Consider the following 26,085-nt stretch of genomic DNA (forward strand, 5'->3'; position numbering starts at 1 on the left):
TCTTTTTTTACGCCTGTTTTGAGTGGTATTTTATGGGCCTAAAAGCCATTTTTGGACAGTTAATTTTAAATAGACTCTCTCTATATCACCCACGGTTATTCTAAAAGGAGGGATCGAAATGGAATATAAATTCATAAAGTGGTTTGAGGAATTGAGAAAAGAAGACGTCCCACTTGTAGGTGGGAAAGGTGCAAACCTCGGAGAAATGACAAGCGCTGGAATTCCAGTTCCACCGGGGTTCTGTGTTACAGCTGAGGCATATAAGTATTTTGTTGAAAACGTCAAAGTTGAAGATGGAAGGACACTTCAAGAGTGGATTATGGATCTCATAAGCAAGACCAATGTTGATGATAGCAGGCAACTCCAAGAGAACACTGCCAAGATTAGAGAGAAGATAATTTCAATGGAGATGCCTGAAGAAATCGCTAGTGAAATTGAACAGGCCTACAAAAAGCTTTCACAGAGATTTAATATGGAAGAGGTCTACGTCGCTGTAAGAAGCTCTGCTACAGCAGAGGATCTTCCAGAGGCTTCCTTTGCTGGTCAACAAGAGACATACCTTGATGTTCTTGGCGTTGAAGATGTTAAAGAGAAAGTTAAAAAGTGTTGGGCTTCACTCTGGACTGCAAGAGCAACCTTTTACAGAGCAAAGCAAGGATTTGATCACTCAAAGGTTTACTTGAGTGCAGTTGTCCAAAAGATGGTTAACAGTGAGACAAGCGGTGTTATGTTCACAGCTAATCCTGTCACGAATGATAGAAGCGAGATAATGATCAACGCTGCTTGGGGACTTGGTGAGGCTGTAGTTAGTGGTGCTGTAAGCCCAGATGAATACATTGTTGAAAAGGGAACTTGGAAGATTAAGGAAAAATTCGTTGCTAAGAAGGAGATAATGATCGTCAGAAATCCTGAAACAGGAAGGGGAACTGTTAAGGTCTCAACTGCTGAGTTTCTTGGCCCAGAATATGTTGAAAAACAAGTTCTTACAGATGATCAAATAATTGAAGTTGCTCAGATAGGTGCCAGGATTGAGGAACATTATGGATGGCCTCAAGATATTGAGTGGGCTTATGATAAAGATGATGGTAAGCTTTATATTGTTCAATCAAGGCCGGTTACAACTCTAAAAGAAGAGGTAAAGACGGAGGAAGCTGAAATGACTGAAGAGATGAAAGTTCTTCTTAAGGGTCTCGGTGCCTCACCGGGTATCGGTGCAGGAAAAGTTGTTGTAATCTTCGAGGCTGACGAAATTGATAAGGTAAAAGAAGGCGATGTTCTTGTTACAACAATGACAAACCCCGATATGGTTCCAGCAATGAAAAGGGCAAGTGCTATTGTGACTGATGAAGGTGGGAGAACATGCCATGCTGCCATTGTTTCAAGAGAGCTTGGAATACCAGCTGTTGTCGGTACAAAAGACGCTACAAAAGTCCTTAAAGATGGGATGCTCATAACAGTTGACGGTACAAGAGGTGTTGTTTACGAAGGTATTGTCAAGAGCCTTGTCGAGAAGAAAGAAGAAGAAAAAGCAGCAGGCCAAGTTGTAGTTGCTGGTGCTCCACTTGTAACAGCTACAGAAGTCAAGGCAAACGTTTCAATGCCTGAAGTTGCAGAGAGAGCAGCTGCAACTGGAGCAGACGGTGTTGGGTTGCTTAGAGCAGAGCACATGATCCTTGGTATTGGTGCTCACCCAGTGAAATTCATCAAAGAAGGAAAGGAAGAAGAACTCATAGAGAGACTTGTAGAAGGTATTAGAACAGTGGCAACGGCGTTCTATCCAAGAAGGGTTTGGTATAGAACACTCGACGCTCCAACAAACGAATTCAGAGAACTCCCAGGTGGAGAAGATGAGCCAGAAGAACGAAACCCGATGCTTGGATGGAGGGGAATTAGAAGAGGGCTTGACCAACCAGAACTTCTAAAGGCCGAGTTCAAGGCCATTAAGAGGCTTGTTGATGAAGGCTACGACAATCTTGGTGTAATGCTCCCACTGGTCAGCCACGTTGAGCAGCTCAGAGAAGCAAAGAGACTTGCAAGAGAAGTTGGTCTTGAACCACACAAAGACGTAGAATTTGGTGTCATGGTTGAAACACCCTCTTCAGCACTCATTATTGAGGATCTTTGTAAAGAAGGCCTTGACTTCATAAGCTTTGGTACAAACGACCTCACTCAGTACACACTCGCTATCGATAGAGACAATGAGAGGGTCTTCAAGTTATACGATGAGACTCACCCAGCAGTTCTCAAATTAATAAAGCACGTTATCAAGGTATGTAAGAAGTACGGGGTTGAGACAAGTATCTGTGGACAGGCTGCAAGTGATCCAAAAATGGCAAAGATCCTCGTTAGACTTGGAATTGACAGTCTTTCAGCCAACCCAGATGCAGTACAACTCATAAAACAAGTGGTTGCAAGAGAGGAACAAAGGATCATGCTTGAAAATGCTAGAAGACAACTTTACAAGGATGAAGAGTTAGAATTCTGAGCTTTTTAATTCTTTTATCATTCTGTTGCTTGCAAGATCCCTTCCGAAAGGGAGGGGATACGCAAGGGGAGGTGGGTGGGATCAAAAACTGTTTAAACTTTTGTTATTAAAAAATAATATGATGTATCTAACCCAGAAAAATCACATTAGATGTGATAAGAAAATCTACAAAATTCTTAGAATACTGACTCGTCTCTCTAAGAACCTATACAACTTCACTCTATACACCGTAAGACAGTATTACCTCAACAACGGGAAATATCTACCGTATGAGGAAGCCTACCATTTGGTAAAGCACAATGAGGATTACAAACTACTCCCTTCGCAGGTTGCACAGCAAACGATGAAGGTTGCTGATAGGAACATGCGTTCATTCTTCCATGTTCTTAACGAGAGGAAGAAGGGTAATTACAACGCCCTGTATCCATGCCGAAATACCTACCAAAAGATAGTTACTTTATTTGCATCTTCCAGAAAGATATGTTCAAGGTGAACGGAGATAAGATTAGACTGTCTCTCGGAAAAAATTTCACCAAGGAGTTTGGTGTCAGGTTTCTGGAGTTCAAGCTCCCCTCAACAGTTGTAGGTAAAAAGATTAAGGAGGTGAGGATAGTACCGAGGTGTAAGGGGTTGTGGTTTGAGATTGAGTATGTATATGAAGTAGAACCTCAAAAAGCGGATTTGGATTACAACAAGTATTTATCGATTGATTTAGGCTTGGATAACTTCGCTACATGCGTTCCCACCAGCGGGACTCCCTTCATAATTGAAGGGAGGGGTTTGAAATCTTTCAACCGTTGGTGGAACAAGGAGAAAGTTAAACTACAATCAATATATGATAAACAAGGGATTAAGATGGGAAGAAAGATGGCCTGGCTTTTGAGAAAGCGTAGAAACGTAATCAACAACTTCATGAACCAAGCTATGAACTACATCGTGAAATACTGCCTCAAAAACAAAATCGGCAATATAGTCATAGGAGAGCTTAAAGAAATCAAAAATGGGATGAATTTGGGTAGAAGAAACAACCAGAACTTTCAGTATATCCCCTACGGTCTTTTCAAGCAGAAGCTCAAGTCGAAGTGTGAGTATTACGGAATCAACTACATTGAGGTTGATGAAGCCTACACCTCTCAAACATGCTCGGTTTGTGGAGATGTAAACAGGAACAACAGGAAATACAGAGGGTTATACATCTGCAAGAAATGTGGAAATGTGATGAACGCCGACTTCAATGGTGCTATAAACATTTTAAAGAAAGTAGCCCCCGAATCCGTAAGGATAGGGGGTAGTGGCCGTGTGAACCGGCCAGTGAGAGTGAGGCTACCGGCAACGGGATGCCGAGTGAACTCTCACGAAGCCCCGTCCGTAAGGGCGGGGTAGTTCACAAGGACAATTTATCCACAGTAAACTTTTTATAATAACGTTTCGATTTTTGTTTGATACCTTAGGTGTTCAATTTTGAGCGGAAGAATTATTGTAAATGAACATCAATCCTTCAACAGGTGACGGGTTTGGATGGAGAGAAGATTCAGGCAATGCGACAGGAGATTGTGGAAGGCCATATAGAAAAAACAATGCTTAAGCTAGCTTATCCCCTAATAATCAATAACATGGTTCAGGTTCTTTACAATCTTACAGATATGTTTTGGTTAGGGAGATTAGGCACAGAAGAGCTTTCTGCCCCGGGAACAGCGTGGCCTCTTGTGTGGTTTTTCATGAGCATTGGAATGGGATTTGCAACTGCTGGATTTGCATTCGTGAGTCAATACATTGGAGCAAAGGACTATGAGAAAGCCAATCGTGCTGCTGGTGCACTGTATTCACTTATGATGATTTTTTCAGTTTTTGTTGCAATATTCGGTTTGATAATAGCTCCCTTCGCACTTGATTTCATGAGGGTTACACCCGAAGTTTATCCCTATGCCCTTAATTATATTAGGGTGATATTTATTGAGATTCCGTTTTCATTTACGTTATTTGCATTTAACTTTCTCCTTAGAGCAGTTGGAGACACTAGAACTCCTGTAAAAATCAACATGTTTACTGTCTTCCTTAACATAATCCTCGATCCGCTGTTAATTTTTGGCTGGCTTGGATTCCCAAAGCTTGGAGTTATAGGTGCCGCTGTAGCAACCATGTTCTCTAATAGTGTTGGCTCATTGATTGGAGGTTATCTGCTTTTTAAGGGAACAGTAGGAATACATTTGACTCTTGAGACTCTCAAGCCCGAGTGGGATTTTTATAAGCGTATTTTCAGAGTGGGATTGCCTTCAAGTGTTGGTTCTTCCACAGATGCCTTCGGCTTTGTTGTGCTTACGAGGATAATCTATGCCTACGGAACTGTTGCCTTTGCGACATATACCATAGGGAATCGTCTCACAAACTTCATGTTTGCCATAGCGGATGGAATAAGCATGGCCATGGGGACCATGGTAGGTCAGAACGTTGGCGCTGAAAAATATGAAAGAGCAAAGAAGATCGCTGAAAAAGCAATGCTGACGAATCTCGTAGTATTGAGCATTGGTACCCTTATAGTGGCTGTATTTAGGGCTCAGATATTTGGATTTTTCATAAATGATGAGAGAGTTTTAGCCGAGAGCGTTAAGTTTGTTAAGTATTTTGCCTTTTCCTTGCCATTTTTCGGCATTTTTTCTGCTGTAAGCAATGTATTCCAGAGCTCGGGTCATACAAAGAAAAGCATGATTCTGGGCATGATAAGATTATGGGCGCTTAGAATCCCGCTTGCATACGGTCTTGGGAAGTTTATGGCAGACACAGTCGGAGTATGGCTTGGAATGGGTTTAAGCAACTTTTTGGCGGCATTAATTGGCTTTGTCTGGTTCCTAAAGGGTTCATGGATGAGAAGGATAATAGACCATTAATCCATATTAACGCTTCGACAATTGTTTTATTATGACCCGAGTAGACAAAATGAGAGAAGAAATCTTAGAGGGAGGCATAGAAAAGACTCTTTTCAGGTTAGCTTGGCCTTTAATCCTTAATAATCTTGTACAGGTGCTTTATAATATAACCGATACATTCTGGCTTGGAAAAATTGGGAGAGAGGCTTTATCAGCTCCAGGAGTTTCTTGGCCCTTAATTGGAACTCTCATGAACTTGGGCCAAGGATTCGCTGTTGCAGGATTTGCATTTGTGGTCCAGTATATAGGGGCAAAGCTCTATGATAAGGCTAATAGGGCCGCTGGAGCTTTGTATTCTCTGCTCTTGCTTTTTGCATCTATTACTGCGGTCATCGGTTTCATTATAACTCCTAAAACTTTGGAGTTCATGAAGGTTACACCGAATGTATATCCCTATGCCCTCACATATGTAAGAATAATTTTTGTAGGCATCCCCTTCTCTTTCACTGGGTTTGCATTTAGTGCTCTTGTCACTAAGAGATCTTAAACCGGATTTCGAGTTTTACAAGCGCATATTTAAAGTGGGCCTGCCTGCTGGAGTGGGCCAATCTGCGAACAGTTTTGGATTTGTCATCTTAGCTCGTATAATATTTGGCTTTGGTGATGTTACATACGCTGCTTATACAATTACAACTCGCCTTGTGAACTTTCTCACGAGTATCTCTAGAGGGATAAGCATGGCGATGGGAACTATGATAGCCCAAAACGTAGGAGCCGAGAACTATAAGAGGGCAAAGAAAATTGCCGAGAGGACGATGATAGTAAACGTTGCTATAGCAACTACAGCTGTTATCGTCATTGGGGCTTTAAGAGTACCGATTTTTAGAATTTTCCTCAATGATAAAGCGGTTATTGAGGAAAGTGCAATTGTTTGGAAGTACTTCTTAACCTCAGTACCTTATTTTTTAATGGCATCTTTGTTGTAGTCAATAACGTTTTTAGAGCCTCAGGACATACAAAGAAGAGTATGATGCTTGGAATTCTGAGACTCTGGGGATTGAGAATTCCCCTTAGCTATCTCTTAGGCTACTTGATTCTGGGATCTTCGATAGGAGTCTTCCTTGGGATGGGTCTTAGTAATGTGATTGTTGGGTTTTTTGGTTTTATTTGGTTCTTGAAGGGCACGTGGATGAGAAGAATTATAGAGGAAGAGTAAGTTATCGAAAGGTTTATACTGGAAGTGGTTTTCTATATAGATTGGTGGGGTAATATGGAGTTTCGAAAGATACAATTTACAGGTAGGAGTTCCTACATAATTTCTCTTCCGAAGAAGTGGGTTAAGGAGAATGAATTAAAACAGGGAGATGCAGTTCCAATAGCTATTAATCCTGATGGATCACTCTTGATACTCCCTAAAAAACCTAAGGAAGTAACTGAGAGCAAAGAACTTGTAATTTCCAAAGAGATTTCTCCAGACATGGCGGTTAGATTGCTGATCTCTGCTTATATCCAAGGGTATGACATTATCGATGTCAAATTCACAGAAGACATGCCACTGTATAAAGTAAAAATACGCCAAACGATCCAAAATCTTCCAGGTTTGGAGATAATTTTAGAAGAGCCCCTTAGGATTACAAGCAAGAGCCTGCTGGCAGATGAAGAGGTTAACCTGAAGGAGATAATAGAGCGGTTGGCATCGATCCTAGTTTCTATGATAGAGGATTTGGCACTTATAAATGAGTTTGAGAGAAAGGAGGTTCTCAGAGACATTAATGGCCTTGAGAACGAACTTGACCGGTTTTATTTCCTCACGTTGAGAACTGTAAACAAAGCTCTATCTGGAGGAAGTATAGGAGAAGATAGAGGATTTATTAAAAGGAACTTTGATCTTCTTGGAGTTCTCTTTATAGTACGCAATATTGAGAGGATAGGGGATCATATAGTGAGGATTGCAGAGAACTTTGATCGTGATCTTGATATTGAATACTTGAAGGGAATGATACGTAAAGTAATCTCTCAGATAACTGAGAAGGATCTGAAGAAAATTGACGAAATAATGCTTGAGCTAAAGAATTACATAAAATCAATAGACTACAGAAAATCCATCGCCATGGACAGCTATCGTAGAATACTGGAATATATTGAAAACATAGGAGAAACAATAATTAACATGAGTTTGAGTTGAGAACGTAGGAGATTTTCAATTTTGTACTTTAGGAAATTTTCTGATTTTTTCAAGCCTCGCCCTTTGGGAGGGGAACAGATAGTGGAAGAAGCTATTAAGAATTTTACATAAACTGTTTTTCGTTTCCATAATGCTTTTAACCATTCGAAGACATTATTGGGTGGTGATTTTTGATGGTTGCTATCATTGTTCATGGAGGAGCTGGTACAATAAAGAATAAGGAAAGAATCCCCAAAGTGATGGAGGGGGTAAGAAATGCCGCTTTGATTGGATGGAAGGAGTTAAAAAGAGGTTCAGCTATCGACGCTGTTGAAGAGGCAATCAAAACATTAGAAGATAATCCAATATTTAATGCTGGAACAGGGAGTGTTCTAACATTGGATGGGAAAGTTGAAATGGATGCAGCTATTATGCGATCTAATCTTGAAGCTGGTGCGGTAGCCGGTATCTGGGGGGTAAAAAACCCGATAAGTATTGCAAGAAAGGTCATGGAGAAAACTGATCACGTTCTCCTCGCTGGGGAAGGAGCCGTTAAATTTGCTCGTTTGATGGGATTTGGAGAATATAATCCAATAATTGAGGAAAGAATTGAACAATGGAAAAAGCTTAGAGAAAAACTTCTTGAAAAAGGTATCATTTCTCACTGGAAAAAGATTAGTGAGCTTATAAAGGAATACCCGGAAGTCCTTAGGAGCACTGTTGGTGCTGTGGCATTTGATGGTAAAGAAATAGTTGCAGGTACATCCACTGGAGGAGTTTTCTTAAAGATGTTTGGAAGAGTGGGAGACACTCCAATAATAGGTGCCGGCACTTATGCAAATGAGTTCGCTGGAGTTTCGTGTACAGGACTTGGAGAGGTTGCCATAAAGCTTTCTCTTGCTAAAACTGCTACAGATTTTGTTAGGTTTGGTTTAAATGCTCAAAAGGCAAGTGAAGCTGCAATAGAGCTTGCAACTAGATATTTTGGTTCCGAAAATATGGGAATAATTATGGTGGATAAAAATGGGAACATAGGCTTTGCCAAGAACACAAAACACATGAGTGTTGCATATATGAAGGAAAGCATGGAAGAACCAGAGACGAGAATTTAGGGGGTAAAAAATGGAGAGAAAAGACTTATGGTTTCTCCATTTTTCAGCATTTTTCTTCTTGGGGTATGTTTTAGTGGCTCCGTTAATCTCCCCCTTGGCGATAACGTTTGGGGCCAGTCCTTTTATTGTGGGGATAGTAGCTTCTGTCTCGTCAATTTTTGCACTTATTTTAAAACCCTTAGGGGGTATTTTAGGGGATAAAGGAAAAAGCTTTGAGGTCATGATGGTTGGTGCAATTTTTGGAGCCTTTGCAGGATTTTTTTATATTTTGTCTTTTTTTATTAAGAGTTTAGTTATTTTTGCGGTAGGTAGAGCATTGCATGGAGTTGCAGCAGCATTTTTCTTCCCTTCTTCTCTCTCGACCGCTATCACCCTTGCTCCAAAAGGTAGGGTTGGAGAGACACTTGGATGGAGAGGAACGATGTTTTCTGTGAGTCAACTCCTTGGGCCAGCTGTGGGGGGTTTTGTTGCAGAGTACTTGGGATTTCATTCCGCATTTATTTTAACCGTCATTCTTTCTTTAATAGGATTTTTCTTTGTTTTAACTGCATACAGAGAGATTAAAAACAAAATGCATGTCAAAGAAGAAGCGGAAGGAAAGATATCTTATAAAGAGCTTGTTAACCTCTCATTTATTTTTGCAGCGGTCTCATTATTTTTCATGGTCTTTGCATACAGTGGGATGTATACTTTTCTTCCTGCATATTACAAGCTTTTAGGATTTGGTACAAGTGTTTTTGGAGTTTATGCTAGTGTAATGGGTGGTTTTAGCATTTTAACAAGGGTTTTTGGTGGAAGGGAGGCTGATAAGAGGGGCCCAGTCCCTGTGGCGTTAGTGGGATTGCTTCTAAGTTCGATATCTTATGCTATTCTAGTTATATATCTCCTACCCCCGGAAGCATATCTAAGTGCGGCTATCTTGGGAATGGGATTTGGATTGGCTGTTCCAGCTCTTCAGATGTTAGCTTTGGTAAATCTTCCCAAGAGCATCCGGGGAATAGGTTCAAGCATATATACGATGTTTTTTGATTTGGGTTATCTATCAGGACCTTTGGTCCTTGGATACCTCGCAGAAAGTGAGAGTTATAAATCGGTGTTCTTCTTTCTCCCTATATTAACATTTTTATCCTTACTAAACCTTATGATTCTTAGATTATGGAGGAGGAAAAAGGTATGAAAATAAGGGTTTCATATGGAACAGCAATAATGTTGGGGTTGAAAAGGGGCCAAATGTTAGCAAGGCCAACAACAGCATATTTTATGACATATCATGAAGGAAGATGTATTAATAATTGTGCTTTTTGTGTACAGGCGAGGAAAAGTAGGGCCGATATAGAAAAACTTTCAAGGATAACTTGGCCAGTATTTGACTTAGAAGATGTAGTCTCTAAGCTTGAGAAAACGAAATTTGCAAGACTATGCATCCAAACTATAGATTATCCTGCCCTTAAAGAAGATGTTGTATCAATTCTTGAGAGTCTTTCTCCCATTGGTTTACCGGTCTCTCTTTCAATTACACCAGTGGAGGAGGCATCCCTTAAAACATTCAAAAAACTGGGTGTTGACTACATAGGAGTGGGCTTGGATGCTGCGAGTGAGGAGATTTATAATAAGGTAAAGGATTCATATTATTCTTGGAGTGAAATGTGGAACTTTGCAGAGGGTGTTATAAAGATTTTTGGAGAGAAGAAGGCATTCATTCATTTGATATTCGGACTGGGGGAGACTGAGGAGGCCTTTTTGAGTACAATTCAGGAGGCATATGATATTGGGGCAGAAGTGTCTATATTTGCATTTACTCCTATTAAAGGGACTGCTTTAGAGAATAAGACATCCCCAAGTCTTTACAGATATAGATTAATGCAAATAGGCCTTTATTTAATTAAAAATGGGATAAAAAGAGTTGAAGATTTTGAATTTAGAAAGGGGATGATTGTTGATTTTGGGTTTTCACGAGAGGAGCTTTTAGAAGTTCTTAGCGAAAGAGTTTTCACGACTCATGGATGTCCTGGGTGTAATAGGCCTTATTACAACGAAAAACCAAGCAAAGAACCTTACAACTTCCCTGTAAGACCTGAAAAAGAGTACTTGAATAAATTGCTTAAGAAATTGTTCTAATCTTCTAGGAGTGAATATAAGATGTTTTTAAGTTCATCTGTTTTTAATTTATCCGCTGTTAAGTAGACTTCTTTGTAGTTTTCTCTTGCTAGGGCATTTAGGGCTTTTGAAAAGTAATATAATTCCTCATTTTTGTCCTCTATCTTGTGAAAACTGTCAGTGAGATCGCTTAATCTTCCACTTTTCTTTATTATTGCAAGAATACTTCTCACTCTTTCCACTCCTAGAAGGTACACCTCCTGATTTGGAGCATGTAAAAGAGCTTTAAATGCACTATCCATTGCGCTTTTATAGTCTTCTTTCTCTATATAGACTTTCACTAAACCGAAACAGGCTTCAAAATACAGCCATGGGTGGGGATCCTCTGTCAATCTTATAATATTTTCAAATTTTTCCTTTGCTACATCTAACTTTTTATCCTTTAGGGTTTTCTGGGCCTCTTTGAAAATGCTTATTGCAAGTTCTTCTTTTTCCATGGTTATTACTCCCTTTTAAGGCTTTTTTGAAGACTCAATTCGAACTCCTTCCAGATTTTGTTTTTTTCCACTTGCACTCCCCATTTTTTCTTGAATGAATTTAAGAGTACTTGGAGATCTCTTTCAAGATAGTACCTAGCTTCAGGGAATGCACTTGTAAGATATTGAGGCCAATCGATTATTAATATGTCTCCATTACTTTTAAGGACTATGTTGTAGAGACTCATGTCAGAATGGATTATCCCAAATTCCACTATCTTCTTATATTCCTCTAAAACTTTGTTAAGCACCTCAAGAGCTTCTTCTTTTGTTAAATCTGTATCTGTCAACTCTATTAACTCAATTCCATCTATAAACTCCATAACGATTGCGTGCCTGTTCCATGCGATTGGCTTTGGCACCTTGGCTATTGGACTTAGAAGTTGTAATGCTTCGTATTCTCGTTGGGCAACAAGCCGGGAGACATATAGCCATGAGATATGCCGTTTATCTATAAGATTTGGTCGATATAGTTTTATTCTTGTAAAACTGGTTCTGCCAACTCGATTAAATTTAACTGCCACTCTCTCCTCATTTGGTGTTATTCCGATATACACATCAGCCTCTTTTCCTACCCCTATCTGAGTCTGACTTATTGCTTTGATAATACCTTTTTGAGCAAATGTTCTTATAGCTAGAGCATCATATCCATGTATTGTGAGTTGGTAGCCTATGTATCCTATGTCACTTCTCCTTTTCACAAGGCCCCAATTATCGAGTTTTCCAAGTCGATGAGAAGTAGTTTCGATGTCTACTCTTGCAAATTTTGCAATGGTTTCTAAGGGCACCCATTCATAATGACGCATATTTAGCTCTATCCCTCTCAGTATCCTGAAGTCAAGGTCTTTTAGATTTGGATAAATTTCTAGAGCCAAAAGTTTACTGACCATGGTGATTCGATTTTTCATTTTTTCTTTTTATAGTTAACTCTTCGATAATTTTTTAAACGCTTAATTTTTCATTTAAGATATGCGTAGGAAACTCCTCTTATTGCTTTCTATTGGGTGGATATTCAACTACGTACATAGAATGGCTATTCCTCCTCTTATTCCAATCATTAAAAATGAGCTTGGTATAACAAACGCACAAGCAGGGTTATTGATGACTTCTCTCTTGCTTCCCTATGCGTTGACTCAAGTCCCAGCAGGGTATTTTGGAGATAAAATTGGGAGAAAAAGACTTGTGGTAATCAGTATTCTTGGTTATTCGTTGGCTAGCTCTTTAATGGTTTTTGCAAGGCAATATTGGCACTTAATAAGTGTTAGAGCACTTTATGGTGTTTTTGCTGACCTTTATTATGCACCATCCACAGCTTTGATAAGTGAAGTTTATAAAGAGAAAAAGGGTTCAGCATTAGGAGTTTTCATGATTGGCCCTCCGGTAGGCAGTGCTATTGCCCCAGCAATTGTTGTTCCTATAGCTCTTGCTTTGGAGTGGAGATATTCTTTTGTAATCATTTCATTAATGAGTGCTTTGATTGGGATTGCATTAATTCATGGAGTTAAAGGTGAAGTGAGACACGTTGAAAGAGTAAATTTTGCAATACCAAAAAATGTGTTTAGATTAAGTCTTATGAACTTTATAGCACTTGCTGCGTTTTTTGGAATGTTAACATTTCTACCGGATTTCTTTGTAGATAAAGGTAGAAGTATAGAAGAGGCCTCTTTTTACTTTTCTCTCCTTTCAATAGTAGGTATTTTTGGATCTATTGCAGGTGGGACTATTTATGACAGAGTTGGAAAGGGTAGTCTATTTTCTGCCTTATTTTTCAACATGTTCCTCTCGTTTCTTTTGGTAAAAACTACGTATCCTATTTTAGTGCTTCCGCTGGGGTTGTTTTTCTATTCGGTTGGCCCAATAGTCACCGCGTACACGAGTGAACACGCAACTCCAGAGAACCTTGGTACTGTTATGGGATTTGTTAATATGATGGGCTTTTTTGGAGCCACTATTGGTCCATATTTTATAGGGCTTTTGATAGATAGAGTAGGTTATGAAATGGCGTTTTATTCGATTTCCGGGATGTATTTAGTGAGTTTGTTAATCTTCATGTTTGAGTGGAAATAAGCAAATATTCCCTTGTATTTTTGTGATGTGTGGACGTTTAAGAACAAATTTTTACATTAATGTGATTTGTTTGGGCATTGGTGTAAGCGCTTGGTGCCTATAAATTGAATGAAATAGTTTTTGGAAGTTAATTTACCATTTTAAACCTTTGGTTAAAAAGCTAAGGGTTTAGAAATGCTTTTTTATACATGAAACAACCCTTTGATGAAGATGAATAAAAGTGTTCATTAGGGGTATTTATGTACATTAATGGGGTGATGGAGTTGAGATACGTTAAGTTGCCAAAAGAAAATACTTATGCATTCCTCGAGAGTTTAAAAGATTGGGGAGTACTTTATGCTCCAGTGAAGATATCTGAAAAGTTCTATGATTTCAGGGAAATAGACGACGTAAGAAAAATCGAGTTTAGGTACAACAGGACAATAATGCCACCAAAGAAGTTTTTCTTCCTGCCTAAGGAGAAGATATTTGAGTTTAGCATTTCAAAAGCAGATTACAATGAAGTCATTGAAAACGTAGAGTCATTCATTGTCTTTGGAGTTCATGCATGTGATATTTTTGGGCTTAAGATAATGGACACTATATACCTTGATGAACTTCCTGACAAGTACTACAGAGTTAGGAGAGAAAAAGGCATAATAATAGGCATTAGCTGTGTCCCAGATGAATACTGTTTCTGCAACTTAAGAGAAACCGATTTTGCAGACGATGGTTTTGACTTGTTCCTTCATGAGCTCCCTGATGGGTGGTTAGTCAGGGTAGGTACTCCAACAGGACACATAATAGTGGATAAAAACATCAAGCTCTTTGAGGAAGTTACAACTCAAGATGTATGTGAGTTTAGGGAATTTGAAAATAAAAAACACCAAATGTTCAAGTATCATGAAGATTGGGGTAATCTCCGCTACTTACTCGAAATGGAAATGGAACATCCAATGTGGAATGAACAAAGTGAACTTTGTTTGGCCTGTGGTAACTGTAATTTAACATGTCCAACCTGTAGATGCTATGAGGTTCAAGACATCCCAAACCTTGATGGTGATACAGGTGCTAGGATTAGAAGATGGGATTCTTGTCAGTTAAGGAGTCACGGTCTTGTAGCTGGAAACCATAACTTTAGACCAACTAAAAAATCCCGTTTTATGAACAGGTATCTATGTAAGAACTCATACAACGAGAAGCTTGGTATAAGCTATTGTGTTGGATGTGGAAGGTGTACTTATTTCTGTCCAGCGGAGATAAGCTTTGTAGAAAACTTGAGAACTATTCTGGGATTAAAAGAAGATTCATGTCCACCTGAGATTACAGAGGAGATGCCGAAAAGAGGATTTGCTTATGGTACTTCTACTGGGGGTGAGGAACTATGAACAATCCAGGAGATTTAATCCCTAAGGAAATCATAATGCCTCAGGAAAATCCATATATCCTTCATAAAGCAAAAGTACTTAAAGTTTACAAATTAACAGAAACAGAAAAGTTATTCCTCTTCCGTTTTGAGGATCCAGAATTAGCTAAAAAATGGACTTTCAAACCAGGTCAATTCGTTCAACTTACAATTCCCGGTGTAGGGGAAGTTCCAATCAGTATATGCTCATCCGCTATGAGAAAAGGGTTCTTTGAATTATGTATCAGAAAAGCTGGGAGAGTTACTACAGTGATTCATAAACTTAAACCTGGAGACACAGTCTTGGTTAGAGGCCCCTATGGAAATGGGTTTCCTGTTGATGAGTGGGAGGGGATGGATTTACTCCTTATAGCGGCAGGCCTTGGAACTGCACCTCTTAGAAGTGTCTTTCTCTATGCAATGGACAACAGATGGAAGTACGGAAATATCACGTTCATAAATACTGCAAGGTATGGAAAAGACTTGCTGTTTTACAAAGAGTTAGAGGCAATGAAAGACCTTGCTGAAGCTGAAAATGTCAAGATAATCCAGAGTGTTACTAGGGATCCAGATTGGCCAGGACTAAAAGGAAGACCCCAGCAATTTGTTGTAGAGGCAAATACAAATCCAAAAAACACTGCAATAGCTGTGTGTGGGCCTCCAAGAATGTATAAAGCAGTTTTTGAGTCACTTATAAACTATGGTTATCGCCCAGAGAATATCTACGTAACACTTGAGAGGAAAATGAAATGTGGAATAGGCAAATGTGGTCACTGTAATGTAGGAACAAGTACCTCTTGGAAATACATATGTAAAGATGGGCCTGTATTTGGGTACTTTGACATAATCTCAACACCTGGATTGCTTGACTGAGGTGAGAAGAATGAGCGAGAAAGTTAAAATTGGATTTTACGCTTTAACTTCATGCTATGGCTGTCAGCTTCAATTTGCCATGATGGATGAAGTGCTCCAACTTTTAGATAAAGCAAATATAGAATGCTGGTTTATGCTAGAGAGAGGCAGTGATGAAGATAAAGAAGTTGATATAGCCTTCATAGAGGGGAGCGTTTCAACTCAAGAAGAAGTCGAGCTCGTAAAGAAGATCAGGGAAAAAGCAAAAATAGTCATAGCGGTAGGTTCATGTGCCGTTCATGGGGGTGTGCAAAGCTGGGATAAAGACAAAGAGTTCAATGAATTATGGAAAACTGTTTATGGAGATGCCCATGTCAAATTTGAACCAAAAATGGCCGAGCCAGTAGAAAAGTACATTAAAGTTGACTACAAGCTTTACGGTTGTCCACCAGAGAAGAAAGACTTCCTCTATGCATTAGGGACACTTCTCATTGGTTCATGGCCAGAAGATATAGATTATCCAGTGTGTGTCGAGTGTAGGCTCAGAGGCAATCCCTGCCTCCTTATAGAAAAAGGTGAACCATGTTTAGGTCCATTAACAGTTGCAGGATGTGATGCTAGGTGCCCGGCATTTAACATTGCTTGCATTGGATGCAGAGGGGCCGTTAAGGATGTTGCATGGTTCGATTCACTTGCATTGGAGTTGAAGAAAAAAGGCCTAAAAAAGGAGGAAATACTAGAGAGAATGAAAATATTCAACGCTCACAATCCCAAGCTTGAGGGGATGGTTAACAAGATATTTGAGGAGGGAGGATGATGTATATTCCGATTACAGTTGATCATATAGCCCGTGTGGAGGGAAAGGGCGGTATCGAGATAGTAACAAGTGATGAAGGGATTAAAGAAGTAAAGCTCAATATAATAGAAGGGCCAAGGTTTTTTGAAGCTATTACTCTTGGTAAAAAGCTTGAAGAAGCCTTGGCAGTCTACCCAAGGATTTGTTCATTCTGTTCAGCTGCTCACAAGCTTACTGCAGTGGAAGCAGCCGAAAAAGCTGTGGGTTTCACTCCAAGACCTGAAATTCAGGATCTAAGAGACCTACTTTACATCGGAGACATGATAGAAAGCCATGCCTTGCATCTTTACCTACTTGTTCTCCCGGATTATCTTGGCTATTCAAACCCCCTTGCAATGGTGGATAAATATATGAAAGAAATTGAGTATGCAATGGCCCTCAAGAACATTGGTTCGAAGATAATGGATTACCTTGCATCAAGAGCAATACATCAAGAAAACGCCATACTTGGTGGGTTTGGCAAACTTCCAACAAGGAGTCAGTTTGAGGAGCTTAAAAAGGAACTTAAAGAAGCCTTGCCTATGGCAGAGTACACTGTAGAGTTATTCTCGAAACTTGACCAGTATGAAGAAGTTAAAGACGAAGAAATGATCCACATGGCAGTTAAACCAAGAAACGGCGTTTATGGCATATTCGGAGACTATATCAAGGTAAGTGACGGATTTAAATTCCCTGTGGAAGATTACAAAAAGCACATAGTTGAAAAAGTTGTAGGCCATAGCTTTGCAAAGCACTCTTTCTACAATAATGAGAAGCATTTTATGGTTGGTGCGATCTCAAGAATAGTTAATAATGCTGACCTTCTCTATGGAAGAGCTAAGGAACTCTACAGTCAGTATAAAGACCTCCTAAGATACGACAACTGCTTTGCCAACAACTTTGCTCAAGCACTTGAGCTTGTTTACTTTGTGGAGAGGGCAATAGACATAATTGATGACACTCTCGCAAAATGGCCTATAAAAGAAAGAGATGAAGTAGAAATAAAGGATGGCTTTGGAGTAAGCATCACTGAGGCTCCAAGAGGGTTACTGGTTTATGCTCTTGAAGTCAAAGATGGGAAGGTAGACTATGTGGATATAATTACTCCAACTGCAATGAATCTAGCCATAATGGAGCGTCACGTTAGAATGATGGCAGAAAAACACTGGCAAGATGACCCAGAAACACTTAAATTGCTTACAGAGATGACTGTTAGAGCATACGATCCATGTATTTCATGTTCAGTACACGTAGTTAAGCTCTGATTTTCTCCAAACTTTTTAAGCACTTTCTCTAATTTTTGTTTGGTGGGAGTAATGAGCACTTTAATCCTTGCGCTTGGCAATGAGCTTATGAAAGATGATGGGGTGGGATTAAAAGTTGGTAGGATTTTAGCTGAGAAAGGGTATAATGTCCTTGAAGTGGGTACCGACATTTTTAGACTTCAACGGCATTATAGTGGTGAAGAAAGGATAATTATCATAGATGCAATATTGAGTGAAAAGTATAAACCTGGTCAAGTTGTTCATTTAAAGGGAGATGAAGCTTTTGAAAAGCTTAGAGCTGAAATACGAAGTGCTCATTTCATGGGGACAATTGATGGACTCAAACTGTTGAGGCTTATTGACAAGAGGCTTGCAAAAGCCGAAATCCATTTCGTTGGCATTGTTGCTAAAGAAATTGATCTTGGGATGGAACTTAGCGAGGAAGTTAAAGGTAATATTCATAACATTATTAATATAATAGAATCTCTTGTGGAATAGTTTTGCAAAAAATTTTCATACGTTTAAAGATGTAGGAGGGTGGAATAGTTCGAAAGTCTTTTAAATAAATTCTTTTTACCCCACTACAGCTTTAAAAATATAAAAATATAAAGGATGACTGAAATGGCATGGCATATCTTTATTCCAGATTCACTCCTCGAAGAGACATCGGATCCAAAAATCAAGACGTATAAAGTTGGACAAATTGGCAGGGCAGCAGCAATCTTTGGCGTGGAACACATATGGATTTACAAAGCTGGTGGCAGAGAAGGCAAATTCATTAAGCTTGTCTTGGAGTACATGGAAACCCCACAGTATCTACGAAAAACGCTCATTCCCCTTACTAAGGAGCTCAAATATGCGGGGATTTTGCCCCCACTAAGGACACCCCATCATAAACTCAAAAGAGAACCAAAAGTTGGAGAAATCAGAGAGGGAGTTATAATCAAAAAAGGTAAGAGGCTTTATGCAGATATTGGTCTTGATGAACTCGCCCTTGTGGAGGGGAGTGGAGAAGGCCGTATGACATTTGAAATAATATCAGTAATCCCTCTCAAAGTAGCACCAACAAAACCTCGGGAATATTGGGGGTATAGGGTTCACTTAACGAGGATGTCTCTGGCAAAAACACTTAAAAAGGCAAAACTTAACCTTGCAATCGCGACCTCACGAATGGGTGAGGATGTGAGAAAAGTGAACCTTCCTCCATTGGAAGGAGAAGTGGGATTTGTATTTGGATCTCCTCGGAAGGGGATAATGGAGATCCTGAGAGACTTCAATGAGGATTATCCCTTTGATTTAATCCTCAATACAATTCCAAATCAAAAAACGAAAACCGTTAGAACGGAGGAAGCCGTGTTGGTGACATTGGCGATATTTAATGTCATAAGGAGGGATTGAAATGGGAAGAATTAGCAGACCAAGAAGAGGTTCATTGGCATATTCTCCAAGAAAAAGAGCCAAGAGCATAGTCCCAAGAATTAGAAAGTGGCCGCAGGAACAAGAGGTTAGAATGCTTGGATTTGCAGGATACAAGGCCGGAATGACTCATGTGCTTATGATAGACGATGCTCCGGGGCTTACAAAGGGCAAAGAAATATTTGTCCCAGTCACGATAGTTGAAGCCCCACCACTCATGGTCTATGGCATTAGGGCTTACAAAAGAGGATACTTTGGTCTTGAAACCGCTACCGAAGTCATAGTTCCTGATTTCAAGCTTGAAAATTACCCATCAAAGAGAGCAAAGAATGTCACATTTTACAAACTCCTTGAAAGGAGAATCAAAACTCTTCCAAAAAACTACACAGAAGAAGTTTTCCAACAAAAGCTTGGGGAACTTGAAGATCTTGTAAAAACTGGAGAAGTTGTTGAATTAAGGGCATTAGTAGCAACTCAACCTTGGTTGGCACGCATAAAGAAAAAGCCAGAAGTTATGGAATATGCTGTCGGTGGAACAAGCATTGAAGAGAAATTCAATTATATCAAAGAGAAGCTTGGAAAAGAAATCAGAGTTGGAGAAATCCTTCAGGAAGGAGAACTTCTTGATATTGTGGCAGTTACTAAAGGGAAGGGAACCCAAGGGCCTGTCAAAAGATGGGGAGTTAAATTGACTTCTCACAAGGACAGCAAGGGCAGAAGAAAAGTTGCAACCATCGGCCCATGGCATCCCGCAAGGGTTATGTGGACAGTTCCAAGGGCTGGACAAATGGGTTTCCACCACAGAACAGAGTTTAACAAGAGACTTTTAAGAATAGGTGAGAATGGTAAACTCACCCTTAACGGGGAGAAAATCGAGATTACACCAAATGGTGGATTTCCACACTATGGAGTAGTCAAGAACGACTTCATAATGATTGCTGGAACTATACCTGGAGCAATAAAGAGAATCATTAGAATGAGGCCTGCAGTAAGGCCACCCGCAAAGAGGCCACCTGCTGAAGCTCCGCAGATCACATACATTAGTAGGGAATCAAAGCAATGAGGTGAGGATTTATGAAAGTTAAAGTATTTTCACTCAATGGCGAGCCGATAGAAGAGATAACGCTTCCGAAGGTATTCCAAACCCCATTTAGGCCAGATCTTATTAAAAGAGCTGTCATTGCCTCATGGACACACAGAATTCAACCCCAAGGGAGGGACCCCTTGGCAGGTAAAAGAAGGGTTACAGAGAATATAGGAAAAGGCCGTGGCATGGCAAGGGTAGAGAGAATAAAGACTTCCCCTAGATTTGCTGCATTTGTACCTTTTGCAAGAGGCGGAAGGAGAGCTCACCCACCAAAGGTTGAGAAGGTGATTTGGGAAGGCATAAACAAGAAAGAGAAGAAACTTGCTTTGATGAGTGCAATTGCTGCTACTGCTAACTATGATCTTGTAAGAGCTAGAGGACATGTAATTGACAACATACCTCAAGTTCCTCTTGTTGTTGAAAATGAACTTGAAAAAGTTTACAGAACCGCCCAAACAAGGGAAATATTCAAAAAACTCGGTATATGGGAAGACATTGAGAGAGCAAAGAGAAATACCAAAGTTAGGGCTGGAAAGGGCAAAATGAGAGGTAGAAGGTACAAAAAGGCAAAAGGCCCACTTATTGTGGTTGCAAAGAACGAGGGGATAATTCAAGGTGCAAGAAATCACCCAGGTGTGGATGTAGTTGTAGTTGACAACTTGGGGGTAGAGCTATTAGCTCCAGGTGCCCATCCTGGAAGACTTACCATATGGACAAAGGGAGCGATAGAGAGATTAAGGGAGTTTTATGGGTGATGAGACATGGATCCCTATAAGGTTATTGTAAGGCCTGTGGTTACAGAAAAAGCAATTTCAATGGTGGAAAGAGAAAATAAGCTTACTTTCATAGTGGACAAAAGAGCAACTAAGCCAGACATAAAGAAAGCGGTTGAAACAGTTTATGAAGTAAAAGTAGATAAAGTAAATATTGTTATAACTATGAAAGGCGAAAAGAAAGCTTATGTAAAGTTAAAACCTGAATACAGCGCAAGTGAGGTTGCTGCTAGAATAGGATTATTCTGAGGTGAGTGAGAATGGGTAAGAGTTTAATTCAACAAAGGAGAGGAAAGGGAACAACAACATTTAGAGCTCCATCTCATAGGTATAGAGGTGCTGTTAAATATGTTCCACTAAACTTTACTCAAGATAAGACTCTTGCTGGGAAAGTTGTTGAGATTTTGCATGATCCCGGAAGAACAGCCCCTGTTGCTAGAGTTAAGTTTGAAAATGGTTTAGAAAAACTTATCCTTGCTTCAGAAGGACTTTTAGTTGATCAAGAAGTTTATATTGGTCCAGAAGCTCCAATTGCAATTGGGAACACACTTCCACTCGAGAAAATCCCAGAGGGAACGTACGTTTACAACCTTGAAGCTTCACCCGGGGATGGCGGAAAATTCGTGAGGTCTGGAGGAAGTTATGCTTTAGTAGTTTCAAGAGAGAAAAATAGGGTTATTGTTCAACTTCCAAGTGGTGAACTCAAAGGTTTTCACCCTGGCTGCAGAGCAACAATAGGGGTAGTTGCTGGTGGAGGAAGGCTTGAAAAGCCAATAGTCAAAGCGGGTAAGGCATACTACATCATGAAAGCAAGAAACAGATTCTGGCCTAAGCCAAGAGGTGTCAAAATGAATGCTGTTAACCACCCGCATGGTGGTAAGGAGCATCATATTGGTAAACCAAGTACAATATCAAAGAGAGCTCCACCTGGAAGAAAAGTTGGTCACATAGGAGCGAGAAGAACTGGAAGAAAGAAGTGAGGTGGTTTAGATGGCAAGAAAAAAGGAGTTTAAATATCGCGGTTACACATTTGAAGAACTTATAAATATGTCGCTTGAAGACCTAAGCAAGTTACTTCCCTCAAGACAAAGGAGAAGCCTTAAGCGTGGTCTAACACCAGAACAAAAGAAACTCCTTAGGAAAATAAGGCTTGCAAAGAAAGGTAAATACAAAAAGCCCATAAGAACTCACAGTAGAGACATGGTTATACTCCCTGAAATGGTTGGGATGATGATCTATGTCCACAATGGTAAAGAATTTGTCCCAGTACAAATTAGAGAGGAAATGATTGGTCACTATATTGGAGAATTTGCTTTAACAAGAAAGAGAGTTCAACACGGATCACCGGGTGTTGGTGCTACAAGATCATCAATGTTCGTGGCAATCAAGTGAGGTGGTAAATAATGGCAAAGTTTTCCTACTCTTTCCAAAATTTTGACCCTGAGAGAATGGCAAAAGCAAGTAGGAGAGATTTGAGGATCTCACCAAAGCTTTCAATAGAAGTTTGCAGAGAAATCAAAGGCATGATGGTTAATGATGCTATAAAACTACTTGATGATGTGATTGCTAAGAAAAGACCTATTCACCTAAGGAGGTTCAACGACTCACAGGGACACAAGAGAGGCGACGGCTTTGGCCCTGGAAGATACCCAGTAAAAGTTGCTAAGGAAGTCAGAAAGTTGCTCTTAAATGTAAGGAATAATGCAGAACAGAAGGGCTTAGATCCAGATAGATTAAGAATAATCCATGTAGCAGCTCACAGGGGCCCAGTATTGAGAGGTTACATTCCAAGGGCATTCGGAAGAGCCACTCAGTTCAACGAACAGACAACACACATTGAGATAATTGTTGAGGAGATTAGGAGGTGAATCCATGGCGATCGAGAGATACTTCATAAAGGAAGGCATTAAGGAAATGCTCATCGATGAATATCTTGAAAAGGAATTAAGAAGAGCAGGTTATGGTGGACTAGATATCAAAAAGACTCCTCTCGGAACCAAGGTTGTTATCTTTGTCGAAAGGCCCGGATTTGTTATTGGAAGAGGAGGTAGAAAGATTAGAGAATTAACAAGGATTCTTGAAAGGCGTTTTAATCTAGAGAACCCACAAATAGAAGTGGAAGAAATCAAAAACTCCTACTTTAACGCCAAAGTCCAAGCAACCAGACTTGCCCAAGCACTAGAAAGAGGAGTTCACTTTAGAAGGGCTGCATATGCAGCAATAAGGGCCATTATGAGTAATGGTGCTAGAGGAGTAGAAATCAGGATCAGTGGTAAACTAACAGGAGAAAGAGCTAAGAGTGTTAGGTTCTACCAGGGATACATAGCAAAAGTTGGAAACCCTGCAGAAACCTTAGTTTCAAGAGGATATGCTCAAGCTTTACTTAAACTTGGAGTTCTTGGAGTAAAAGTTTCAATAATGCCACCTGATGCAAGACTTCCAGATGAGATTGAAATTGTTGAGAAGCCAATTGAAGAAGAGGTGAGCGAACAATGAAGCCAAGTGAGATTAGAGAGATGAACTTGGAAGAAATTGAGAAGAAAATTATAGAACTTAGACTTGAGCTTGCTAAGGAGAGAGGAATGCTCACTATGGGCACCTCCTTGGAAAACCCAATGGTTATTAGGGATCTCAGGAGGGATATCGCCCGTCTGTTGACAATAAAAAAGGAAAAGTTGAGGAGTAAAAGGTGATGGTTAGTGCCTAGGATTGTGAACCCCTTGGATGAGATGTTATTTAAAGAAGTATTGAAAGAACAGCAGAGAATAAGGGTTTATATTGAAAAAGCACGCTATGGAAAGCTCAAAACGATAATAGAGGGTATTGATGAGAAAGAGTTTAATCTTGATGAGATAGCAAAAAAACTCAAGGCGAAATTGGCATGTGGAGGAACAGCCAAAAATGGAAGAATAGAGCTTCAAGGAGACCACAGAGAAAAGGTGAAGCGCTTATTGACAAACTTTGGATTTTCAGAGGACTTGATAGAGGTAGAATGACAAAAAAGACATTGCTCATGCATGAACTCATAGGATTGAAAGTTAAAGTGGTCAAGAGCTCTCATCCAGGGTTGATAGGGATTGAGGGATATGTAATTGACGAAACTAAAAACACTCTCACAATCCTTGGAACTAAAGTGTGGGCAATCCCAAAAATCGTTGCGGAGTTTGAATTTGAAGTTGGCGATAAAAAAATTCGAATAAAGGGAGAAGAACTGGTTGGAAGGCCTGAGATGAGGTTAAAAAAGAGGTGAAAAGCATGAGAGACATTGGATTGAAAATACAGCCTCCTGCGGAAAAGTGTGATGATCCGAAGTGTCCATGGCATGGCCATACAAAAGTGCACGGTAGAGTATTCGAAGGAATAGTTGTTAGTGATAAACCAAGACACACTATCACTGTTGAGAGACAGTACTATCACTATCTAAGAAAGTACGAACGTTATGAACTCAGGAGAAGCAGGGTTCATGCTCATAATCCACCCTGTGTCAATGCAAAGGCTGGGGATAAAGTGATCGTAGCTGAGACTAGGCCCCTTAGCAAAACAAAGAGCTTTGTAGTAATAGCAGTTACACAAAAAGCAGAGGAGGGGTGATGAGACATGGCAAAGAAGGGTGCTGGTGCTACAAGAGGCGTATCCCCTGTGAGACCAACACGAGCTCTTCCTATCGGAGCTTACCTTAATGTAGCAGATAACTCTGGAGCAAAGGTCATTCAAGTTATTGGGGTAGTTGGTTACAAAGGCGTTAGAAGAAGACTAGCCTCAGCGGGTGTTGGAGATATGGTAATCGCAACAGTCAAGAAAGGAAGGCCAGATATAAGACACCAAGTTGTTAGAGCAGTTATAGTTAGGCAAAGAAAGGAATACAAGAGGCTTGATGGAATGAGGGTCAAGTTTGAAGATAATGCGGCAATCATAACAACTCCTGAAGGTGTTCCAAGAGGAACTGAAATTAGAGGGCCTGTGGCAAGGGAGGCAGCTGAAAAGTGGGTTAGAGTTGGAAGTATTGCGAGCATAATATTGTGAGGTGAGATAGATGAAATTGAAGAGTAAACAACCTAGGAAGCAGAGGAAGTTTTTGTACAATGCTCCTCTTCATTTAAGGCACAAAATAGTTAGTGCCCCCCTATCGGTAGAACTAAGACAAAAATATGGGATTAGGAGTTTACCAATAAGGAGCGGTGATAAGGTAAAGGTACTCAGAGGAGACTTCAAAGGTCATGAAGGAAAAGTGGTGGAAGTAGATCTTAAGAGATACAGAGTTCATGTTGAGGGAGCAACAATGAAGAAGGTAAGTGGAACCGAAGTGTTCTACCCTATCCATCCATCGAACGTTATGATTGTTGATCTAAATCTTGAAGATGAGAGAAGAAAGAAAATAATTGAGAGGAGGGCTTGAACATGGCGAGGAAAGGTGCTAAGAGACACCTTAAGAGACTTGCTGCTCCAACCCAATGGTATATTGAGAGAAAAGTCTTTAAGTGGGCAGTTAGGCCATCTCCGGGTCCACATGACATGAGGACTTCGATACCCCTCATTTACATAATTAGGGACTACTTGGGTTATGCAAAGACAGGAAGAGAGGTTAGGAAAGTCCTGAATGAGGAAAAGGTACTTGTGGACGGGAGAGTTAGGAAGGACTATAAGTTCCCAGTAGGTATAATGGACGTTGTGTCCATTCCTGAGACTGGAGAGCACTACAGGGTTCTTCCAAACAGAATTGGAAAATTGATCCTCCACCCAATAACTGAAGAAGAAGCCAAATTAAAGCCTCTTAGAATAAGCAATAAAAGGATGGTAAAAGGCGGTAACTTACAACTTAATTTCCATGATGGTACAAACCACTTGGTTAAGCTCAGTTCACTTACAGATGAAACCAAGGATTCATTTAGAACTGCAGACACTGTTCTAGTAAAGGTTCCAGAGAGAGAAATAGTGGAAGTAGTACCATTTGAAGTGGGTGCGTTTGTGTTTGTTGTCCAAGGTAAAAACGTTGCAAGAGTAGGGAAGATAGTTGAAGTGAGACACTTCCCAGGTGGATGGCCAGACGTGGTTACAATTGAAGACAGAGATGGAGAGCTCTTTGATACACTTAAGGATTATGCGTTTGTTTTGGGTAAAGAAGAGCCAAGGATTTCATTACCGTGAGGT

31 protein-coding genes and 1 pseudogene are annotated in these 26,085 nt (G+C 40.0%); 30 read left to right on the top strand and 2 right to left on the bottom strand.

Translation table 11 applies throughout. The features are described from left to right. Positions 1 to 118: 118 nt before the first annotated feature. From ppsA to TSIB_RS01350, 9 genes and pseudogenes are all read left to right on the top strand, one after another. Positions 119 to 2,485: a phosphoenolpyruvate synthase gene (gene ppsA / locus TSIB_RS01315; RefSeq protein ID WP_015848558.1), complete on the top strand. Its 2,367-nt coding sequence runs from the start codon at positions 119 to 121 to the stop codon at positions 2,483 to 2,485. A gap of 118 nt (positions 2,486 to 2,603) precedes the next feature. Next, positions 2,604 to 2,978: a hypothetical protein gene (locus TSIB_RS10535; protein WP_228359818.1), complete on the top strand. Its 375-nt coding sequence runs from the start codon at positions 2,604 to 2,606 to the stop codon at positions 2,976 to 2,978. After that, the gene (locus TSIB_RS01320) at positions 2,966 to 3,868 is read left to right on the top strand and encodes an RNA-guided endonuclease InsQ/TnpB family protein (RefSeq protein WP_266105273.1); all 903 of its coding nucleotides are present in this window, start codon (positions 2,966 to 2,968) and stop codon (positions 3,866 to 3,868) included. Before TSIB_RS10535 ends, TSIB_RS01320 begins: the two co-directional genes overlap by 13 nt. 131 nt (positions 3,869 to 3,999) lie before the next feature. Next, a complete protein-coding gene (locus tag TSIB_RS01325) occupies positions 4,000 to 5,370 on the top strand; it encodes an MATE family efflux transporter (RefSeq protein WP_148206143.1) in 1,371 nt (456 codons plus the stop codon). A gap of 31 nt (positions 5,371 to 5,401) precedes the next feature. Beyond that, positions 5,402 to 6,565 (top strand): annotated as a pseudogene (locus TSIB_RS01330) (MATE family efflux transporter). Positions 6,566 to 6,619: 54 nt separating this feature from the next. After that, the gene (locus TSIB_RS01335; RefSeq protein ID WP_015848561.1) at positions 6,620 to 7,534 is read left to right on the top strand and encodes a phosphate signaling complex PhoU family protein; all 915 of its coding nucleotides are present in this window, start codon (positions 6,620 to 6,622) and stop codon (positions 7,532 to 7,534) included. A 173-nt stretch (positions 7,535 to 7,707) separates the two neighbouring features. Beyond that, on the top strand, positions 7,708 to 8,625 hold the full coding sequence (locus TSIB_RS01340; protein ID WP_015848562.1) for an isoaspartyl peptidase/L-asparaginase family protein: 918 nt from the start codon (positions 7,708 to 7,710) through the stop codon (positions 8,623 to 8,625). A gap of 10 nt (positions 8,626 to 8,635) precedes the next feature. Further along, a complete protein-coding gene (locus tag TSIB_RS01345) occupies positions 8,636 to 9,802 on the top strand; it encodes an MFS transporter (RefSeq protein ID WP_015848563.1) in 1,167 nt (388 codons plus the stop codon). After that, positions 9,799 to 10,743 (top strand): radical SAM protein, encoded by a 945-nt coding sequence (locus TSIB_RS01350; protein ID WP_048160151.1) that lies wholly within the window; start codon positions 9,799 to 9,801, stop codon positions 10,741 to 10,743. Before TSIB_RS01345 ends, TSIB_RS01350 begins: the two co-directional genes overlap by 4 nt. Here TSIB_RS01350 and TSIB_RS01355 read toward each other — a convergent pair. Further along, positions 10,740 to 11,219 (bottom strand): hypothetical protein, encoded by a 480-nt coding sequence (locus TSIB_RS01355; protein ID WP_015848565.1) that lies wholly within the window; start codon positions 11,217 to 11,219, stop codon positions 10,740 to 10,742. The two genes, TSIB_RS01350 and TSIB_RS01355, sit on opposite strands and share 4 nt — an antisense overlap. A 5-nt stretch (positions 11,220 to 11,224) precedes the next feature. After that, positions 11,225 to 12,148 carry a serine/threonine-protein kinase RIO2 gene (locus tag TSIB_RS01360; protein WP_015848566.1) on the bottom strand — a complete coding sequence of 308 codons (924 nt, stop codon included), beginning with the start codon at positions 12,146 to 12,148 and terminating at the stop codon, positions 11,225 to 11,227. Between the two features lie 79 nt (positions 12,149 to 12,227). On the opposite strand from TSIB_RS01360, the gene TSIB_RS01365 reads away from it, so the two are divergent. From TSIB_RS01365 to TSIB_RS01465, 21 genes are all read left to right on the top strand, one after another. Continuing rightward, positions 12,228 to 13,325, top strand: coding sequence for an MFS transporter (locus tag TSIB_RS01365; protein ID WP_048160152.1), 1,098 nt, complete (start codon positions 12,228 to 12,230; stop codon positions 13,323 to 13,325). A gap of 263 nt (positions 13,326 to 13,588) precedes the next feature. Beyond that, positions 13,589 to 14,692: an NADPH-dependent hydrogenase/sulfhydrogenase 1 subunit beta gene (gene hydB / locus TSIB_RS01370; RefSeq protein ID WP_048160767.1), complete on the top strand. Its 1,104-nt coding sequence runs from the start codon at positions 13,589 to 13,591 to the stop codon at positions 14,690 to 14,692. Continuing rightward, positions 14,689 to 15,582: an NADPH-dependent hydrogenase/sulfhydrogenase 1 subunit gamma gene (hydG, locus tag TSIB_RS01375; RefSeq protein WP_015848569.1), complete on the top strand. Its 894-nt coding sequence runs from the start codon at positions 14,689 to 14,691 to the stop codon at positions 15,580 to 15,582. Before hydB ends, hydG begins: the two co-directional genes overlap by 4 nt. Positions 15,583 to 15,592: 10 nt before the next feature. Beyond that, positions 15,593 to 16,378, top strand: coding sequence for an NADPH-dependent hydrogenase/sulfhydrogenase 1 subunit delta (gene hydD, locus TSIB_RS01380; RefSeq protein WP_048160153.1), 786 nt, complete (start codon positions 15,593 to 15,595; stop codon positions 16,376 to 16,378). Beyond that, positions 16,378 to 17,661 carry a Ni/Fe hydrogenase subunit alpha gene (locus tag TSIB_RS01385; protein WP_015848571.1) on the top strand — a complete coding sequence of 428 codons (1,284 nt, stop codon included), beginning with the start codon at positions 16,378 to 16,380 and terminating at the stop codon, positions 17,659 to 17,661. Before hydD ends, TSIB_RS01385 begins: the two co-directional genes overlap by 1 nt. Before the next feature lie 51 nt (positions 17,662 to 17,712). Next, positions 17,713 to 18,159 carry a hydrogenase maturation protease gene (locus TSIB_RS01390; RefSeq protein ID WP_048160155.1) on the top strand — a complete coding sequence of 149 codons (447 nt, stop codon included), beginning with the start codon at positions 17,713 to 17,715 and terminating at the stop codon, positions 18,157 to 18,159. A gap of 123 nt (positions 18,160 to 18,282) precedes the next feature. Continuing rightward, the gene (locus tag TSIB_RS01395; protein WP_048160156.1) at positions 18,283 to 19,059 is read left to right on the top strand and encodes a putative RNA uridine N3 methyltransferase; all 777 of its coding nucleotides are present in this window, start codon (positions 18,283 to 18,285) and stop codon (positions 19,057 to 19,059) included. A 1-nt stretch (position 19,060) separates the two neighbouring features. Further along, positions 19,061 to 20,140 (top strand): 50S ribosomal protein L3, encoded by a 1,080-nt coding sequence (locus tag TSIB_RS01400; protein ID WP_015848574.1) that lies wholly within the window; start codon positions 19,061 to 19,063, stop codon positions 20,138 to 20,140. 11 nt (positions 20,141 to 20,151) lie between these two features. Beyond that, entirely contained in the window at positions 20,152 to 20,919 is a 768-nt protein-coding gene (gene rpl4p / locus TSIB_RS01405) for a 50S ribosomal protein L4 (protein WP_015848575.1), read from the top strand. A gap of 6 nt (positions 20,920 to 20,925) precedes the next feature. Beyond that, positions 20,926 to 21,186: a 50S ribosomal protein L23 gene (locus TSIB_RS01410; RefSeq protein WP_015848576.1), complete on the top strand. Its 261-nt coding sequence runs from the start codon at positions 20,926 to 20,928 to the stop codon at positions 21,184 to 21,186. 11 nt (positions 21,187 to 21,197) lie between these two features. Continuing rightward, entirely contained in the window at positions 21,198 to 21,917 is a 720-nt protein-coding gene (locus TSIB_RS01415; protein WP_048160157.1) for a 50S ribosomal protein L2, read from the top strand. Positions 21,918 to 21,927: 10 nt separating this feature from the next. Beyond that, positions 21,928 to 22,329 carry a 30S ribosomal protein S19 gene (locus TSIB_RS01420; protein ID WP_015848578.1) on the top strand — a complete coding sequence of 134 codons (402 nt, stop codon included), beginning with the start codon at positions 21,928 to 21,930 and terminating at the stop codon, positions 22,327 to 22,329. A gap of 11 nt (positions 22,330 to 22,340) precedes the next feature. After that, the gene (gene rplV / locus TSIB_RS01425) at positions 22,341 to 22,805 is read left to right on the top strand and encodes a 50S ribosomal protein L22 (RefSeq protein WP_015848579.1); all 465 of its coding nucleotides are present in this window, start codon (positions 22,341 to 22,343) and stop codon (positions 22,803 to 22,805) included. Between the two features lie 4 nt (positions 22,806 to 22,809). Next, the gene (locus TSIB_RS01430; protein ID WP_015848580.1) at positions 22,810 to 23,433 is read left to right on the top strand and encodes a 30S ribosomal protein S3; all 624 of its coding nucleotides are present in this window, start codon (positions 22,810 to 22,812) and stop codon (positions 23,431 to 23,433) included. Then, positions 23,430 to 23,630 (top strand): 50S ribosomal protein L29, encoded by a 201-nt coding sequence (rpmC, locus tag TSIB_RS01435; RefSeq protein WP_015848581.1) that lies wholly within the window; start codon positions 23,430 to 23,432, stop codon positions 23,628 to 23,630. Before TSIB_RS01430 ends, rpmC begins: the two co-directional genes overlap by 4 nt. A 36-nt stretch (positions 23,631 to 23,666) precedes the next feature. After that, the gene (gene yciH, locus TSIB_RS01440) at positions 23,667 to 23,933 is read left to right on the top strand and encodes a stress response translation initiation inhibitor YciH (RefSeq protein ID WP_266105275.1); all 267 of its coding nucleotides are present in this window, start codon (positions 23,667 to 23,669) and stop codon (positions 23,931 to 23,933) included. Further along, positions 23,819 to 24,187 (top strand): ribonuclease P protein component 1, encoded by a 369-nt coding sequence (locus TSIB_RS01445; protein ID WP_015848583.1) that lies wholly within the window; start codon positions 23,819 to 23,821, stop codon positions 24,185 to 24,187. Before yciH ends, TSIB_RS01445 begins: the two co-directional genes overlap by 115 nt. Before the next feature lie 5 nt (positions 24,188 to 24,192). After that, positions 24,193 to 24,528: a 30S ribosomal protein S17 gene (locus TSIB_RS01450; protein ID WP_015848584.1), complete on the top strand. Its 336-nt coding sequence runs from the start codon at positions 24,193 to 24,195 to the stop codon at positions 24,526 to 24,528. A 6-nt stretch (positions 24,529 to 24,534) separates the two neighbouring features. Then, positions 24,535 to 24,960 (top strand): 50S ribosomal protein L14, encoded by a 426-nt coding sequence (locus TSIB_RS01455; RefSeq protein ID WP_015848585.1) that lies wholly within the window; start codon positions 24,535 to 24,537, stop codon positions 24,958 to 24,960. A 10-nt stretch (positions 24,961 to 24,970) separates the two neighbouring features. After that, positions 24,971 to 25,333: a 50S ribosomal protein L24 gene (gene rplX / locus TSIB_RS01460; RefSeq protein ID WP_015848586.1), complete on the top strand. Its 363-nt coding sequence runs from the start codon at positions 24,971 to 24,973 to the stop codon at positions 25,331 to 25,333. Positions 25,334 to 25,335: 2 nt separating this feature from the next. Continuing rightward, a complete protein-coding gene (locus TSIB_RS01465; RefSeq protein WP_015848587.1) occupies positions 25,336 to 26,082 on the top strand; it encodes a 30S ribosomal protein S4e in 747 nt (248 codons plus the stop codon). Positions 26,083 to 26,085 lie beyond the last annotated feature (3 nt).

The organism is Thermococcus sibiricus MM 739, from assembly GCF_000022545.1.
Taxonomy (GTDB): Archaea; Methanobacteriota_B; Thermococci; order Thermococcales; family Thermococcaceae; genus Thermococcus_A; species Thermococcus_A sibiricus.

Excerpts from the sequence above, each read along its gene's own strand:
- TSIB_RS01455 (WP_015848585.1), top strand. The coding sequence starts at position 24,535 with ATGGCAAAGAAGGGTGCTGGTGCTACAAGAGGCGTATCCCCTGTGAGA.
- TSIB_RS01450 (WP_015848584.1), top strand. The coding sequence starts at position 24,193 with ATGAGAGACATTGGATTGAAAATACAGCCTCCTGCGGAAAAGTGTGAT.
- ppsA (WP_015848558.1), top strand. The coding sequence starts at position 119 with ATGGAATATAAATTCATAAAGTGGTTTGAGGAATTGAGAAAAGAAGAC.
- rplV (WP_015848579.1), top strand. The coding sequence starts at position 22,341 with ATGGCAAAGTTTTCCTACTCTTTCCAAAATTTTGACCCTGAGAGAATG.
- TSIB_RS01340 (WP_015848562.1), top strand. The coding sequence starts at position 7,708 with ATGGTTGCTATCATTGTTCATGGAGGAGCTGGTACAATAAAGAATAAG.
- TSIB_RS01360 (WP_015848566.1), bottom strand. The coding sequence starts at position 12,148 with ATGGTCAGTAAACTTTTGGCTCTAGAAATTTATCCAAATCTAAAAGAC.
- TSIB_RS01365 (WP_048160152.1), top strand. The coding sequence starts at position 12,228 with ATGCGTAGGAAACTCCTCTTATTGCTTTCTATTGGGTGGATATTCAAC.
- TSIB_RS01395 (WP_048160156.1), top strand. The coding sequence starts at position 18,283 with ATGGCATGGCATATCTTTATTCCAGATTCACTCCTCGAAGAGACATCG.
- TSIB_RS01465 (WP_015848587.1), top strand. The coding sequence starts at position 25,336 with ATGGCGAGGAAAGGTGCTAAGAGACACCTTAAGAGACTTGCTGCTCCA.
- rpmC (WP_015848581.1), top strand. The coding sequence starts at position 23,430 with ATGAAGCCAAGTGAGATTAGAGAGATGAACTTGGAAGAAATTGAGAAG.
- TSIB_RS01350 (WP_048160151.1), top strand. The coding sequence starts at position 9,799 with ATGAAAATAAGGGTTTCATATGGAACAGCAATAATGTTGGGGTTGAAA.
- TSIB_RS01420 (WP_015848578.1), top strand. The coding sequence starts at position 21,928 with ATGGCAAGAAAAAAGGAGTTTAAATATCGCGGTTACACATTTGAAGAA.
- hydD (WP_048160153.1), top strand. The coding sequence starts at position 15,593 with ATGAGCGAGAAAGTTAAAATTGGATTTTACGCTTTAACTTCATGCTAT.
- TSIB_RS01400 (WP_015848574.1), top strand. The coding sequence starts at position 19,061 with ATGGGAAGAATTAGCAGACCAAGAAGAGGTTCATTGGCATATTCTCCA.
- TSIB_RS01430 (WP_015848580.1), top strand. The coding sequence starts at position 22,810 with ATGGCGATCGAGAGATACTTCATAAAGGAAGGCATTAAGGAAATGCTC.
- TSIB_RS01410 (WP_015848576.1), top strand. The coding sequence starts at position 20,926 with ATGGATCCCTATAAGGTTATTGTAAGGCCTGTGGTTACAGAAAAAGCA.
- TSIB_RS01445 (WP_015848583.1), top strand. The coding sequence starts at position 23,819 with ATGTGGAGGAACAGCCAAAAATGGAAGAATAGAGCTTCAAGGAGACCA.
- TSIB_RS01385 (WP_015848571.1), top strand. The coding sequence starts at position 16,378 with ATGTATATTCCGATTACAGTTGATCATATAGCCCGTGTGGAGGGAAAG.
- rpl4p (WP_015848575.1), top strand. The coding sequence starts at position 20,152 with ATGAAAGTTAAAGTATTTTCACTCAATGGCGAGCCGATAGAAGAGATA.
- TSIB_RS01345 (WP_015848563.1), top strand. The coding sequence starts at position 8,636 with ATGGAGAGAAAAGACTTATGGTTTCTCCATTTTTCAGCATTTTTCTTC.
- TSIB_RS01390 (WP_048160155.1), top strand. The coding sequence starts at position 17,713 with ATGAGCACTTTAATCCTTGCGCTTGGCAATGAGCTTATGAAAGATGAT.
- rplX (WP_015848586.1), top strand. The coding sequence starts at position 24,971 with ATGAAATTGAAGAGTAAACAACCTAGGAAGCAGAGGAAGTTTTTGTAC.
- TSIB_RS01320 (WP_266105273.1), top strand. The coding sequence starts at position 2,966 with ATGTTCAAGGTGAACGGAGATAAGATTAGACTGTCTCTCGGAAAAAAT.
- TSIB_RS01415 (WP_048160157.1), top strand. The coding sequence starts at position 21,198 with ATGGGTAAGAGTTTAATTCAACAAAGGAGAGGAAAGGGAACAACAACA.
- TSIB_RS01335 (WP_015848561.1), top strand. The coding sequence starts at position 6,620 with ATGGAGTTTCGAAAGATACAATTTACAGGTAGGAGTTCCTACATAATT.
- TSIB_RS01355 (WP_015848565.1), bottom strand. The coding sequence starts at position 11,219 with ATGGAAAAAGAAGAACTTGCAATAAGCATTTTCAAAGAGGCCCAGAAA.
- TSIB_RS10535 (WP_228359818.1), top strand. The coding sequence starts at position 2,604 with ATGATGTATCTAACCCAGAAAAATCACATTAGATGTGATAAGAAAATC.
- yciH (WP_266105275.1), top strand. The coding sequence starts at position 23,667 with ATGTTATTTAAAGAAGTATTGAAAGAACAGCAGAGAATAAGGGTTTAT.
- hydG (WP_015848569.1), top strand. The coding sequence starts at position 14,689 with ATGAACAATCCAGGAGATTTAATCCCTAAGGAAATCATAATGCCTCAG.